The sequence below is a fragment of the Streptomyces sp. ISL-66 genome (assembly GCF_018614135.1).
Taxonomy (GTDB): Bacteria; Actinomycetota; Actinomycetes; order Streptomycetales; family Streptomycetaceae; genus Streptomyces.
The window spans coordinates 1-13,988 of sequence record NZ_JAGGOW010000224.1 but is presented as its reverse complement, the minus strand read 5'-3'; the positions used below and the strand labels follow the sequence as shown (position 1 = coordinate 13,988).

Genomic DNA, 13,988 nt, shown 5'->3' with positions numbered 1-13,988 from the left:
GCCGGGCGGTCGGCCTGCGGCCGCCGACGACGACGGTGGTCCGGGCGTCGGCGCAGGCGTCGAGGACGCGGTCGAGGAGGGGGCGGCCGCCGACGAGGAGGCCGGGCTTGTCGGCCCCGCCGAGCCGCCGCGCGGCGCCGCCGGCCAACACGATGGCGTCGTAGGTCATGCCCTTGAGTATGCGGGGGCCACATTGCGGATGGGTTCCCTGGTGTACCGCGTACCCACGGCCGCGCCGTGAGGCCCTCCCGTCGCCCGCGCCCGCGCCCGCGCCCCCGCGCTCGGAACGGCTTCGGGGCCGCTCCGACCGTGAGGTGGGAGCGGCCCCGAAGGGGGTTGGGGTGGTGGCGGGGCTTACAGGTACGGGCCGGAACGGATCGCGCCGTGGGCGCCGTCCTCGTCGTCCTCGTGGGAGGAACCCGGCGGGAGGGCGCGGCGCATCTGTTCCAGCTGCGCCCGCGCCGCCATCTGCTGCGCGAACAGGGCCGTCTGGATGCCGTGGAACAGGCCTTCCAGCCAGCCCACCAACTGGGCCTGGGCGATCCGCAGTTCCGCCTCGGAGGGGATGGCCTCCTCCGTGAAGGGGAGGGAGAGCCGCTCCAGTTCCTCCACCAGCTCGGGAGCCAGACCGTCCTCCAGCTCCTTCACCGACGCGGCATGGATGTCCTTGAGACGGACCCGGCTGGCCTCGTCCAGAGGCGCGGCGCGGACCTCTTCCAGGAGTTGCTTGATCATGCTGCCGATCCGCATGACCTTGGCGGGCTGTTCGACCATCTCCGTCACCGGGACCTCGCGCGACTCGTCATCGGCGCCGCCGACCGCCGTCCCGTCCTGTCCCACGATCAATACGTGCGGGGACGGGGGACTGTCCTGCGACCGTTCACTCCTCGGCATCTCCATGCCGTCATTCTCTCGCACACCTTCGCTTTCACACGGTGTGCCCCCGCACAGGCGTGATCCACCCTGCGCGGAGGCACCAACATCCGTATCCGGCATCCGTCGGGAGCGTCCGTCAGACCTCGCGGCGGGCCAGCGCCCCGCTCGAACGCGTGACCAGGGCCGCCAGCAGGGCCGCGCCCACCGGGACCGCGACCAGCAGACCGGCCAGCGTCGCCCACGGCACCTCGACCGGAATGTACGGCACGCGCTCCGAGGCCGCCGCGTAGCCGTTCTCGATGCCGTTGCGGACCAGATCGGCCGCGGCCCGCCGCTCGGTGAGCCGCAGTCCGACCGCCGGCAGGATCCCGGCCGCCGAGCCGAGGACGACGCCCATCAGGGCGACCACCCCGCACTGGAAGCCGCTGAGCGTGCGCCGCACCCGGGGTGCCGCGCCGACCGCCGCCAGGGTCTTCAGATCGGCCTCGGCGTCCGCCTGGGCCAGTCCGGTGGCGATGCCGGCCGCGCCGATGGTGACCAGGCCCGCGAAGATGCTCAGCGCGAGCATGACCAGGCTGTCGTCGCCCTCGTAGCCCTTCTCGATGCGCACCGAGGCGTCGACGCCCAGTTGGTCCAGGGTTCCGTCCAGCCGCTGGCGCTGCTTCGAGCTCGCCTCCCCGTCGAGGGTGAAGTAGGAGCCGAGCGGGGCGGTGATCAGGCCCGCGCTCTTCGCGGCCGAGGGCGGCAGGACCAGCTCCAGGCCGTATCCCTTCACCGAGTCGGCCAGCTGGTAGGCGGCGAACACCTTGTCGTCGCCCGGCGGGTGCTCACCGGGCGGGAGGTCCTGCACGGGGGCGTCCGTGTTGGGGATCAGCCGGACGGTGACCTTGTCGTGCTGCACGTTCTGCTTGGAGAAGGAGACGGCCTTGCCGGCCTTCAGGGCGGACACCGCACCGGGATCGGTCACGGCCAGGACGGACAGCAGCTTCTCGTCGGCGACGACGACGGAAGCCTGGATGCCGAACGGGTTGTCCTTGCACCGCCAGTCGTTGCGCAGCTCCTTGCGCTGTTCCAGGGTGAAGGAGCTGGGGCCGTTCGCGGCCGTGTAGAGGGGGCAGCGCTGGTCCTTCGGAATGATGATCTCGGCCTGCCCGCAGCCCGGGGCGGAGGAGTACGGGGAGCAGCCCTGCTTGCCGACGGCGATCCGTTCCACGTCGGCCCGTACGTCCAGCGGGAGCTCCTTGGACAGGGCGTCGCGCATGGCGGGCACGTCCCGGTAGGCGGAGCTGTCGTTGGTCTCCATGAGCCCGGCGCCGTAGGGCAGGCGGGCCTCGTACTCGTAGCGCGCCTGGACTTCCCTGCTGTGCTGGTACGTCGCCACCCCGACGGTGCCGGCGACGGCGGCCAGTACGGCGGCCACGGCCGGGGCCGTACGCCCCCGGTTGCGCACGGCGTCGCGCAGCGCGAGCCGGGGCGACAGCGGCAGCCACCGCCCGATCCGCCCGAACAGGCCGACCAGGACGGGGGTGAGGGCGACGATGCCGAGCTCGGCGATGGCGCTGCCGCCCGCGACGACGGTGGTGCCCATCTTGGAGACCGAGCCGTACAGGGCGATGGCGGCGCCGCCCGCGATGGCGAGGACGCCGAGGACGGGCAGCACGCGGTTGGCCCGGCGCACGCCGCGACGGCCGGTGAGCGAGGCGAGCACGGTCTGCCGGGAGGCGGTGACGGCCGGGGCGATGGCGGCCAGCAGTCCGGTCAGGACGGCGAGCAGGCCGATGCCGAGGAGTTCCAGCGGGCGGACGTCGAAGCCGCCGAAACGCTTGCCGATGGTCTCCTCCAGCACCGGCCGGAGCCCGAGGGTGAGCCCCACGCCGATGACGGTGCCGACGACGGCGGCCGCGGCGCCGATGACGAGGCCGCCGGAGAGCACGATGGCCCGGATGTGCCGCCGGTCACCGCCGTTGGCACCGACGAGGCCGAGCTGGCGGCGCGAGCGCCGGGCACCGACCGCGAAGGCGGGCCCGGCCAGCAGGCAGATCTCCAGCATGGCGAGGCCGACGACGGTGGAGAGGATGGCGACCTCGGTGGCCCCGAGGACCGAGCTGGTGTCCCACGCGTTCTTGGGCTCCTGCTGGTAGAGCGGGACCTCGGAGTCGGCCGGCGGGTGGAGCAGGACGGTGCGGGACTCGACGACGAAGGACTTGGCGTTGGCCTCCTTGACCATGTTCCACGTGAAACCTTCGCCGCCGACCTTCACCAGGTAGGAGTACTCGGCATGGACCCCGGTGCTGCCGGCGCTCTGCAGGACCCGGTCGAGCGGGGCGATCAGGCTCCCGGGCGGGGCGAGCAGTTGGGCCGCCTTGAGCTCGTCGGGCATCTCGTAAGCGCCGACGATCTTGTACGAGGCGGTCGACCCGCGCGGGGTGACCGTGGAGCCGACGAAGTAACCGGAGGCTTCCAGGAAGGCGTTGGTGGCGATGACCTCGCCCGCCGCCCGCGGCAGCCTGCCGCGCTCCAGCGTCAGCAGCCCCTTCGTGAGCGGGCTGGCCGTGTCCAGTTCGCGCAGCTCGGCGTCGAGGATCCCGTACCGGGTACGGACCTTGGCGTAGGCGTGGCCGTCCGAGACGGCCTGGGCGCCGGGCGGCAGCTCCGGCGCGGTCTCCTCGGTGCGCTTGCCTCCGGTGGTCGCGTCGTACTTGTCGTACCCGCCGACCGGTGCGTAGGTCTTCGCGTCCGGCCGCTGGTAGATGGCCGCGCCCATGTGTGAGCGGCGCATCTTCGCGTCGGTGGCGCCGAGCAGCCGGTCCATGCTCTGCTCACCGGTCAGTTGGGAGCTGCGCACGGTGAGGTCGGCGGCGCTCACGCCGACGATCGGCAGGGCGATCATGGCGAGGACGAGGACGCTGCGGCCCTTCGAGCGCCAGGCGTCACGGCGGGCTATCCGGATCGCCGCGATCCACGAGTGGTACCAAGCGATCACTGGTTGGCCGCCTGCCCGGTGAGCAGGGAGTCGGCGTGGCTGCGCAGGGTCTCGTCGACGACGCTGCCGTCGCGCAGGAACACCACGCGGTCGGCCCAGGCCGCGAAGCGCGGCTCGTGCGTCACCAGGATCCCGGCCGCGCCCGCCTCGCAGCGCGAGCGCAGCAGGGCGAGCACGGATTCCCCGGTCTCGGAGTCGAGGGCGCCGGTCGGCTCGTCGGCGAGGACGAGGCGGCGGTCTCCGACGAGGGCGCGGGCGATGGCCACGCGCTGCTGCTGACCCCCGGACATCTCGTCGGGGAAGCGGTCGGCGAGCTGGGCCAGGCCCATCTCCTCCAGGGCGGCCAGCGCGGAGCCGCGGGCCTTGCGGGCGGATGTCCCGTCGAGTTCGCGGGGCAGCGCGACGTTCTCGGCCGCGGTGAGCGCCGGGATCAGGTTGTAGTCCTGGAAGACGTACCCGATGCTGCGGCGGCGCAGCGCGGCCAGCTGTCGGCGGTTGGCGGTGGTGATGTCGGTGCCTTCGACGATCACCCGGCCGCTGGTGGGCTGGTCGAGGCCGCCGGCGAGGGTGAGCAGCGTGGACTTGCCGGAGCCGGAGGGGCCCATGACGGCGACGAGTTCGCCGGGGTACACGGAGAGGTTGATCCCGCGCAGGGCGTGCACTTCGGTGGCGCCGCTGCCGTGCGTGCGCACGAGTCGGTCCAACTGCAATACGGGCTGGTCAGGCATGGTGAGTCCCCCCTGGGACGTGGAGCGGTGTTCAGCCCCGCCGCGCTCGGGCGGTGCGGGGCAGCCGGTCGGTGGTCGAGGTGGTCGGGGCTCCGGTGCCGCCCTCGGGCGGCTCGGCTTCGGCAGGTGCGAGCTGACCGCTCGCCGAAAGCCGTACGAGCCTGGTTTCGCAGTGGTCGAGCCACCGGGCCTCGGCTTCGGTCTGGAAGATCAGCTGTTCCAGGACCAGCAGCCAGGCGAGGTCGTCGCGTTCGCTGCCGCGCCCGCTGTCGATGGCCGCGAGGGCCTGGGCCTTGAGCCGGGTGTAGTCCTGCATGGCCTGGACGGTGGCGTGCCGCTGGGACTGGATGACGGCGCGGATGTCCACGTTGGGCGCGCCGACGGCCATGGCCAGCTTGATGGCGAGCTCGTCCCGTGGCGGGTTGGCCCGGTCGACGGGGCGCTCGTACCACTCGCGCAGTTCGCGGCGCCCGGTGTCGGTGATGGCGTAGAGGGTGTGCCCCGCCGGGTCCTCGCCGCCGGGTGCGACGAGCCCGTCGCGCTCCAGGCGCGCGAGGGTGGTGTACACCTGCCCGACGTTGAGCGGCCAGGTGGATCCGGTACGGGATTCGAATTCGGTGCGCAGTTGGGAGCCGTACCGGGGGCCCCGTTCCAGCAGGGCGAGGAGGCCGTGGCGGATCGACATACTCAGTATGTATACCGAGTATGTACTCCACCGCAACCACCTTGAGGCCTACGTCGAAAGGGGGAGGGGCCGATCCCGTCCGCCTCAGGAGGGAGCTAGCGCCCCCGGCGCAGCCGCATGCCCATGTAGCCGAGACCCAGTCCCATCAGGGCGAATCCCGTTCCGAGGGGCAGTATGTGCGCGGCCAGGTCGGCGGCCCGCTCGTTCGGCTCCGTACCGAGCACGCTGATCGCGGCGGGGGCGGAGGGCGTCGCCGGGACCGGAAGGGCGGGCTCGGTGTGCGGGCGGACCGGGACGGGCCGCGCCGCGACCACGACCTCGGGATTGGGGGGCTCGGTCGCGGGCCGCCCGGGGCGCTCGCGCCCGGCCCCGGCGGCGCTTCCGGCCAGCTCCTCGAACACTTGGTCCGCCCGGTCCACCTGGTCCACCTGGTCCGCCCGGTCCGTTCGCGCCGCGGCCGCATGCGCGGGACGCGCGGCGTGCGGAGCGTGCGCGGCGTACGGGCCCGGCGGGGCGGTGCAGACCCGGGCGCTCGCGGGCGCCGCGATCAGCAGTGCGGCGGTCGCCATCGCTGCCCCGGTGGTCCAGCGCAGCGCACGGGCGTATGTCACGGACTCAGATTTACATAACCGGACAAACCTGGCATTCCGTACGGGCCGTACGGGTCGTACGAGCTGCGGATCCTGCGCCTACTCCGGCAGCGTCACTCCGGGTCGCCGGTGGAGATCCACAGGGTGAAGGTGGTGTTCTTCGGATCGATCTTCGCGCCGCCGGCGGGCTGCTGCTCGACGACGGTCCCCTCGCCGTAGACCGCCTCGTCCCGGGGCTTCTCCTCGTACTTCCAGCCGGCCGCCCGGATGCAGGCCTTCACCGAGACCATGTTGATGTACCGGAAGTCCGGCGCCTGCACCTTGGTCGCGTCGCTGAAGTCCTTCGAGGGCTCCTTGCACTTGGCCGGGTCGATCGTGCGCGAGAGGTCCGGCCCCTTGTGCCCGGCCTTCGCCGAGCCGGAGGCCGAGGACGAGGAGGACGGGGACGTGGGGCCGGCCTTGTCCTTGCCGTCGTCGCCCAGCTTCAGCGCGGCGACCAGCCCGCCGACGGCCAGCAGCGCCACCACGACGGCGCCGACCACGAGCGGGGTGTTCTTCTTCGCGGCGCCCCCGCCGACGGATCCCTGCCCGCCCTGCGGGGAGATCGTGTAGGGCGGCGGGGTCGCCGGCCCGAAGGGCTGCGGGGTCTGGTGCTGCTGCGGGTACCCGTACGAGCCCGGCGCGGGGGTCTGCGGCGCGGGCGCCGGAGTCGGCGCGTACGCGTACGGCGCCTGGGTCTGCGGCACCTGGTACGGCTGCTGCACCGAGTGCGGCGGTGCCTGGAGGGCCGAGTCCACCGGCGGGAACACCGCCGAGCCGAGCCCGGCGCCGCTGGTGGCCGGGTGCGAGCCGGGGACGATGACCGGGGCCCCGGTGTGACCGGAGCCCGCCACCCGCGCGACCTCGTCGAGCATGGCCGCGGCGGTGGGGAAACGCTCGTTCGGGTTCTTCTTCAGGGCCCGCGCCACCAGCGCGTCCATGGCCGGGGTGACCGAGCGGTTGATGGAGGACGGCGTGACCGGCTCCTCCTGCACGTGCGCGTACGCCATGCCCAGCGCCGAGTCCGCGATGAAGGGGACCCGCCCGGTCAGCAGCTCGAAGAGCATGATGCCGACCGAGTACAGGTCGGAGCGGGCGTCCACGGCCCGCCCGAGCGCCTGCTCGGGGGAGAGGTACTGCGGGGTGCCGACGACCATGCCGGTCTGCGTCATCGAGGTGACCCCCGACTGCATGGCCCGCGCGATGCCGAAGTCCATCACCTTGACCACGCCGCGCCGCGTCATCATCACGTTGCCCGGCTTGATGTCGCGGTGGACCAGGCCCATCTCGTGGCTGCTCTCCAGAGCCGCCAGCACGTCGGCCGTCACCTTCAGCGCCTTGTCGGCAGGCATGGCCCCGTACTGCCTGATGTCGCCGTCGAGGACGGAGCCGAGCGGCTGCCCCTCGACGTACTCCATGACGATGTACGGCATGACCGACCCGTCGGCCACGGACGGGTCGGCGAAGGAGACGACTCCTTCGCCGGTGTCGAAGACGGAGACGATGTTGGTGTGCGACAGTTTCGCTACAGCCTGGGCCTCGCGGCGGAAGCGCTCGCGGAAGGACTGCTCGCGCCCGAGCTCGCTGTGCAGGGTCTTGATCGCGACCTGCCGGTCGAGCGCGGAGTCGTAGGCGAGATAGACGGACGCCATGCCGCCCTCGCCGAGCAAATCCCGTAGCTGGTAACGGCCACCGGCAAGAGAGCCGCCCGCGTACTGGCCCTGAGTGCCGTCCTGGCTCATGACTGTTGCTTCCCCTCGGGATGTGTCCCTACGCGTCTGGCTGAGCGCATGTCGCGCCCAGTCTGCCGGAGGGCAAGCACACGTCAAGCCAGGTTCCCGTTCCGTGACCACACGGCCGCCGGGGTACGCGTCCGAACGGCGACCGGTTCCGAGGCTGTAGCGTTCGTCGGAGCAGACGATGAGGACCTACCGCTGAGCGGCGGCACGAGACGGACGACGGCGAGGACTGATGGCACCCGAACCCGAGGGAAGCGGCGCCGGGATGGCTGAGGGTCCTGAGCACTGGGGCGCCGGCGGGCTGGTGGGAGACGGCCGTTACCGGCTGACCCACCGTCTGGGACGCGGCGGCATGGCCGAGGTCTTCGCCGCCGAGGACGTCCGCCTCGGCCGGACCGTCGCCGTCAAACTCCTGCGCCCCGACCTCGCCGAGGACCCGGTGTCCAAGGCCCGCTTCACGCGCGAGGCGCAGTCGGTCGCCGGCCTCAACCACCATGCCGTCGTCGCCGTGTACGACTCGGGCGAGGACCGGGTCGGCCCGAGCGTCGTCCCCTACATCGTCATGGAACTGGTCGAGGGCCGCACCATCCGCGAGCTGCTGCTCAGCGCCGAGGCCCCGGGCCCCGAGCAGGCGCTCATCATCACGGCGGGCGTCCTCGAAGCGCTCGCGTACTCGCACCAGCACGGCATCGTCCACCGTGACATCAAGCCCGCCAACGTGATCATCACGGAGACCGGCGCGGTCAAGGTGATGGACTTCGGCATCGCGCGCGCCCTGCACGGCGCGCAGTCGACGATGACCCAGACCGGCATGGTCATGGGCACGCCGCAGTACCTCTCGCCCGAACAGGCCCTCGGCAAGGCGGTGGACCACCGCTCCGACCTGTACGCGACGGGCTGTCTGCTCTACGAACTCCTCGCGCTGCGGCCCCCCTTCACCGGCGAGACCCCGCTGTCGGTGGTCTACCAGCACGTGCAGGACGCGCCGGTCCCGCCCTCGCAGCTGCCGGAGGGCCAGCACATCCCGCAGGAGCTCGACGGGCTCGTCATGCGCTCCCTCGCCAAGGACCCGGACGACCGGTTCCAGAGCGCCGAGGAGATGCGCGGGCTGGTCCAGTACGCCCTGCAGATGCTGCACGACCAGGGGCCGAACACCGGCACCTGGAACACAGGCCCGGTCACCATGGCCCTACCGCACGGGCGCGGCCCCTCGCAGACCACGGCGATGCCGATGCCCGGCCAGGGCCAGGGCCAGTACCGCTCGCCCTCCTCGACCTCGCAGTTCCATCAGCCGATGGTGGCGCCGCTGAACCCGGACGACGGCTCCGCCTTCCCCGGCGGCGGCGGCCAGGGCGGTCCGGGCGGGCCCGGCGGCGGTTACGACGGCTACGACGGCTACGACGACCGCTCCGGCGGCGGCCGCTGGAAGCTGTGGCTGTTCGCGGTCCTCGCCGTGGTCGCGGTCGCGGCGGGCGTGGCGTACGCGGTCAACAGCGGCACCAAGAAGGGCGGCGGCGGCGATCCGCAGACGCCCCCGACGGTGATCTCCTCGTCCGCCTCCTCGGGCGGCGCTTCGAGCAGCCCGCCGGCGCGCAGCACGCCGCCGACCAAGTCGGTGCCGGAAACCACGTACTCGTACGACAACTCGCCGCTGCCGACCCGGAGCAAGTACACCCCGAGCTACTCGCCGCCGACTTCGCCCTCCGCGTCGCGTTCGCCGTCGAACTCGTCCTCGCCGACCAGCACCAAGTCGGCTTCGCCGGGCCCGACGAAGCCCTCGTCGACGGTCTCTCCGGAGCCGGGCGGGCGGGGCTCCGAGGATTAGACCGGCGGACGCGGCCGGCGGCTGCGGCCGCCGACGCGACCGGCCGGGGGTAACCCTGAGTAATGCGAACGGCCCGGCGGAATTCCGCCGGGCCGTTCGCGTGAAGCACCGGCGTCCTCGGGAAAACTCGCTCAGAGCGCGTGCTGGTTTTGCCGGTGGAGATGGCCCGCGACCGTGTGCACGGTGACGAATTGCGGTTCGATTCGCATGTAGACGGGGTCGAAGACCGCGCCGTCCACGAAGTGCGGACCGGGGCCGAAGAGTTCCAGTTCGGCGGTGGTGGGTTCGACGATGTTCGCGGTGCCCGTGAACTGCACCGACCACAATTGCGGCTCGTCGGAATGGAAGTTGTCGGCCCCGTAGGAGACCACGCTGCCGTTGCAGGCGTGGTGGTAGCCGAAACCGGCGTGCATGCGCAGGACGACCTTGCCGTTCACCACGATGTGGCGCGCGACGGCGAGGAAGGGCAGCGCGCGCATGCTGGTGGCCGCCCGGCCGTACGGCACCCGGCGCAGCAGTTCGATGGCGTGGAGTTCCTCTGGGGACTCTGGGGACATGCCACCCACTTTCCGCTGCCGATACGGCGCCGGGAAAGAGGAGCCCGCCCTGCGGATCGGGGACTTTGGTCCCGAATCGAACCGTGCGCCCCGTGCCATGAGCGAAGACCACGGGACGTCACCCTGCGTCACGGGTGCCGTGGGTGCCGGTACGGTGCCGTTGTGGTGCCGGTGCGGGTCAGTGCCGCTTCTCGGCCTGCAGGCGGGCCACGTACGCGGCGGCCTGGGACCGGCGCTCCATGCCCAGCTTGGAGAGCAGGCTGGAGACGTAGTTCTTGATCGTCTTCTCGGCCAGGTGCAGGCGCTCGCCGATCACGCGGTTGGTCAGGCCCTCGCCGATCAGGTCGAGGATCTTGCGCTCCTGCTCGGTGAGGTGGGAGAGGCGGTCGTCGCCCTTGCCGTTCTTGCCGTCGCGCAGCCGCTCCAGCACCCGGGCCGTGGCGACGGGGTCCAGCAGCGACTTGCCGGCCGCCACGTCCCGTACCGCGTTGAGCAGCTCATTGCCGCGGATCGCCTTGAGCACGTAGCCCGAGGCGCCGGCCATGATGGCGTCGAACAGGGCTTCGTCGTCGGAGAACGAGGTGAGCATCAGGCACTTGATGTCCTCGTGCTGGGAGCGGACCTCGCGGCACACCTCCACCCCGCTGCCGTCGGGCAGCCGGACGTCGAGGACGGCCACGTCGGGCCGGGTGGCGGGAATGCGGACCAGCGCGTCGGCCGCGGTGCCGGCCTCGCCGACCACCTCGATGTCGGTTTCCATCGAGAGCAGCTCGTGAACGCCCCGGCGGACCACCTCGTGGTCGTCGAGGAGGAACACCTTGATTTTCGTCTGGTCGCTGTCTCGTGTGCTCATCGACTACCCGTCCGAGTGGTTTGCGTTCCCGGTTGGTCATCCTAGCGTTGAAGGGCGCTAAGGGCCCTAAGGGGCGCTTTTGGTGCGGAGCGGGATGCAATCGGAGTAAAGGGACATCTCGGCGGGCCCGAGGGCATCCGCAGACGCCCTGCGTGCGGGGTGCCCTTCCCCGGACGCGTGAAAGTCACCCCTTCCCTGGCGGTGACGACCGGGATAACGTGCCGTTGTTCCGGCCCCCTGCAAGGCTGTGACCAGTGCTTGTTCCCGCTTCCGCCGATTTACTTGGAAATCCAAGCAAAATCGCAGGTCAAACGGGGTTTCGCAGTTATGCGACGCACTGGGTAACGTGCATTGCGCAGGGCACTCGCCGGGGCACCTGTCACGCCTGAATCCCACACCCGAAGCGCACCCACCCCGTGCGCGGGTAGAGATACAGGTGAGCCGCACTGGTCCCCGGAGAACCCGGGTGCCGGACCGACGGAGGAGCAATCGTGACCGTGGAGAGCACTGCCGCGCGCAAGCCGCGACGCAGCAGTGGCACCAAGCGGCCGGCAAGCGCCGCCAAGACCGCCGCTGCCACCGCGAAGACGCATGACGCCGAGCCGCAGCTCGTACAGCTGCTGACGCCCGAGGGAGAGCGGGTCGAGGTCGCGGACCACCCCGACATCGCGGAGTTCGCCCCCTTCGTCGCCGACATCACCACCGACGACCTGCGCGGTCTCTACCGCGACATGGTCATGACCCGCCGTTTCGACGCCGAGGCGACCGCCCTGCAGCGCCAGGGCGAGCTGGGCCTGTGGGCCTCGCTCCTCGGGCAGGAAGCCGCGCAGATCGGCTCCGGCCGGGCGCTGCGCGACGACGACTACGTCTTCCCCACCTACCGCGAGCACGGCGTCGCCTGGTGCCGCGGGGTCGACCCGACCAACCTCCTCGGCATGTTCCGCGGCGTGAACCACGGCGGCTGGGACCCGAACACCAACAACTTCCACCTCTACACGATCGTCATCGGCTCGCAGACGCTGCACGCGACCGGATACGCGATGGGCGTGGCCAAGGACGGCGCCGACTCGGCCGTCATCGCCTACTTCGGCGACGGCGCGTCCAGCCAGGGCGACGTGGCGGAAGCCTTCACCTTCTCGGCGGTCTACAACTCCCCCGTGGTGTTCTTCTGCCAGAACAACCAGTGGGCGATCTCCGAGCCGACCGAGCGCCAGATGCGCGTGCCGCTCTACCAGCGCGCGCAGGGCTTCGGCTTCCCGGGCGTCCGGGTGGACGGCAACGACGTGCTGGCCTGCCTCGCCGTGACCCGCTGGGCGCTGGAACGCGCCCGCCGGGGCGAGGGACCCACGCTGGTCGAGGCGTTCACGTACCGCATGGGCGCGCACACCACCTCCGACGACCCGACGAAGTACCGGCGGGACGAGGAGACGGCGGCCTGGGAGGCCAAGGACCCGATCCTGCGCCTCAAGGCCCACCTGCTGGCGACCGGAGCCGCCGACGAGGCGTACTTCGAGGAGCTGGAGGCGGAGAGCGAGACCATGGGCAAGCGGGTGCGCGAGGTCGTGCGCTCGATGCCCGACCCGGACACCATGGCGATCTTCGAGAACGTCTACGCGGACGGGCACGCGCTCGTCGACGAGGAGCGGGCGCAGTTCGCCGCGTACCTCGCGTCCTTCGAAGGCGGGGAGTGAGCGTCATGGCCGTACAGAAACTGACCATCGCCAAGGCGCTCAACGACTCGCTGCGCAAGGCCCTGGAGACGGACCCGAAGGTCCTGATCATGGGTGAGGACGTCGGCAAGCTGGGCGGCGTCTTCCGCATCACCGACGGACTGCAGAAGGACTTCGGCGAGGAGCGGGTCATCGACACCCCGCTCGCCGAATCGGGCATCGTCGGCACCGCCATCGGTCTGGCCCTGCGCGGGTACCGGCCGGTCGTGGAGATCCAGTTCGACGGCTTCGTCTTCCCGGCGTACGACCAGATCGTCACGCAGCTCGCGAAGATGCACGCCCGCTCGCTCGGCAAGATCAAGATGCCGGTCGTCATCCGCATCCCCTACGCGGGCGGCATCGGCGCGGTCGAGCACCACTCGGAATCCCCGGAGACGCTGTTCGCGCACGTCCCGGGCCTGAAGGTGGTCTCGCCGTCGAACGCGAGCGACGCCTACTGGATGCTCCAGCAGGCGATCCTCAGCGACGACCCGGTGATCTTCTTCGAGCCGAAGCGGCGTTACTGGGACAAGGGTGAGGTCGACGTCGAGGCCATCCCGGACGCGCTGCACGGCGCGCGGGTGGCCCGCACGGGCACGGACATCACCCTGGCGGCCTACGGGCCGATGGTGAAGGTCTGCCTGGAGGCGGCCGCGGCCGCCGCCGAGGAGGGCAAGTCGGTGGAGGTCGTGGACCTGCGCTCGATGTCCCCGATCGACTTCGACACGCTGCAGGCCTCCGTGGAGCGCACGCGGAGACTGGTGGTCGTGCACGAGGCCCCGGTCTTCCTCGGTGTGGGCTCGGAGATCGCCGCCCGCATCACGGAGCGGTGCTTCTACCACCTGGAAGCGCCCGTGCTGCGCGTGGGCGGCTACCACGCCCCGTATCCGCCGGCCCGCCTGGAGGACGAGTACCTGCCGGGCCTGGACAGGGTGCTCGACGCAGTCGACCGCTCGCTGGCGTACTGAGGAGAGCCCTGTGACGATCCGCGAATTCAGAATGCCCGACGTGGGCGAGGGCCTCACCGAGGCCGAGATCCTCAAGTGGTACGTCCAGCCGGGTGACACCGTCACCGACGGCCAGGTCGTCTGCGAGGTCGAAACCGCCAAGGCGGCGGTGGAGCTCCCCATTCCCTACGACGGCGTCGTGCACGCGCTCCTCTTCGAGGAGGGCGTGACGGTCGACGTCGGCCAGGTCATCATCTCGGTGCGGACGGGCCCGGCCGACGAGGCTCCGGCCGCAGCCGAGGCCCCTGCGGTCGCCGAGGCCGCCGAGGCGGCTCCCGAGGCTCCCCCGGCACGCCAGCCCGTCCTGGTGGGCTACGGGGTGTCCACGGCTTCGACGAAGCGCCGCCCGCGCAAGGCCCCGGCCGCCGCGCAGAACGGCACGGGCGTGGTCCAGGCG

General features: G+C 71.4%; 13 protein-coding genes. 4 read left to right on the top strand and 9 right to left on the bottom strand.

What is annotated here, in order from left to right; genetic code table 11:
• The 7 genes from J7E97_RS34025 to J7E97_RS33995 form a co-directional block, all read right to left on the bottom strand.
• Positions 1 to 169: molybdenum cofactor guanylyltransferase (locus J7E97_RS34025; protein ID WP_215035279.1), on the bottom strand; the 169-nt coding region annotated here is incomplete at its 3' end.
• A gap of 185 nt (positions 170 to 354) precedes the next feature.
• Positions 355 to 900 (bottom strand): bacterial proteasome activator family protein, encoded by a 546-nt coding sequence (locus tag J7E97_RS34020; RefSeq protein ID WP_215035277.1) that lies wholly within the window; start codon positions 898 to 900, stop codon positions 355 to 357.
• Positions 901 to 1,012: 112 nt separating this feature from the next.
• On the bottom strand, positions 1,013 to 3,859 hold the full coding sequence (locus J7E97_RS34015) for an FtsX-like permease family protein (protein WP_215035275.1): 2,847 nt from the start codon (positions 3,857 to 3,859) through the stop codon (positions 1,013 to 1,015).
• Complete coding sequence (locus J7E97_RS34010) at positions 3,856 to 4,587, bottom strand: ABC transporter ATP-binding protein (protein ID WP_215035273.1); 732 nt, start codon at positions 4,585 to 4,587, stop codon at positions 3,856 to 3,858. Before J7E97_RS34010 ends, J7E97_RS34015 begins: the two co-directional genes overlap by 4 nt.
• A gap of 31 nt (positions 4,588 to 4,618) precedes the next feature.
• Positions 4,619 to 5,272 carry a PadR family transcriptional regulator gene (locus J7E97_RS34005; protein WP_251055606.1) on the bottom strand — a complete coding sequence of 218 codons (654 nt, stop codon included), beginning with the start codon at positions 5,270 to 5,272 and terminating at the stop codon, positions 4,619 to 4,621.
• 95 nt (positions 5,273 to 5,367) lie between these two features.
• A complete protein-coding gene (locus J7E97_RS34000) occupies positions 5,368 to 5,883 on the bottom strand; it encodes a hypothetical protein (RefSeq protein WP_215035271.1) in 516 nt (171 codons plus the stop codon).
• A gap of 92 nt (positions 5,884 to 5,975) precedes the next feature.
• Positions 5,976 to 7,643: a Stk1 family PASTA domain-containing Ser/Thr kinase gene (locus J7E97_RS33995; RefSeq protein WP_215035269.1), complete on the bottom strand. Its 1,668-nt coding sequence runs from the start codon at positions 7,641 to 7,643 to the stop codon at positions 5,976 to 5,978.
• Positions 7,644 to 7,905: 262 nt separating this feature from the next.
• Between J7E97_RS33995 and J7E97_RS33990 the strand changes: the two genes are divergently transcribed.
• Positions 7,906 to 9,465: a protein kinase gene (locus J7E97_RS33990; RefSeq protein WP_215035267.1), complete on the top strand. Its 1,560-nt coding sequence runs from the start codon at positions 7,906 to 7,908 to the stop codon at positions 9,463 to 9,465.
• Between the two features lie 131 nt (positions 9,466 to 9,596).
• Here the strand turns inward: J7E97_RS33990 and J7E97_RS33985 are convergent, their stop codons facing one another.
• Positions 9,597 to 10,022: a pyridoxamine 5'-phosphate oxidase family protein gene (locus J7E97_RS33985; RefSeq protein ID WP_215035265.1), complete on the bottom strand. Its 426-nt coding sequence runs from the start codon at positions 10,020 to 10,022 to the stop codon at positions 9,597 to 9,599.
• A 178-nt stretch (positions 10,023 to 10,200) separates the two neighbouring features.
• Positions 10,201 to 10,875 carry a response regulator transcription factor gene (locus J7E97_RS33980; protein ID WP_215035262.1) on the bottom strand — a complete coding sequence of 225 codons (675 nt, stop codon included), beginning with the start codon at positions 10,873 to 10,875 and terminating at the stop codon, positions 10,201 to 10,203.
• A 491-nt stretch (positions 10,876 to 11,366) separates the two neighbouring features.
• Between J7E97_RS33980 and pdhA the strand changes: the two genes are divergently transcribed.
• The 3 genes from pdhA to J7E97_RS33965 form a co-directional block, all read left to right on the top strand.
• Entirely contained in the window at positions 11,367 to 12,566 is a 1,200-nt protein-coding gene (pdhA, locus tag J7E97_RS33975; RefSeq protein WP_215035260.1) for a pyruvate dehydrogenase (acetyl-transferring) E1 component subunit alpha, read from the top strand.
• Positions 12,567 to 12,571: 5 nt separating this feature from the next.
• A complete protein-coding gene (locus J7E97_RS33970) occupies positions 12,572 to 13,552 on the top strand; it encodes an alpha-ketoacid dehydrogenase subunit beta (protein WP_215035259.1) in 981 nt (326 codons plus the stop codon).
• A gap of 10 nt (positions 13,553 to 13,562) precedes the next feature.
• A partial coding sequence (locus J7E97_RS33965) for a biotin/lipoyl-containing protein (RefSeq protein ID WP_374224302.1) occupies positions 13,563 to 13,988 on the top strand: 426 nt, incomplete at its 3' end.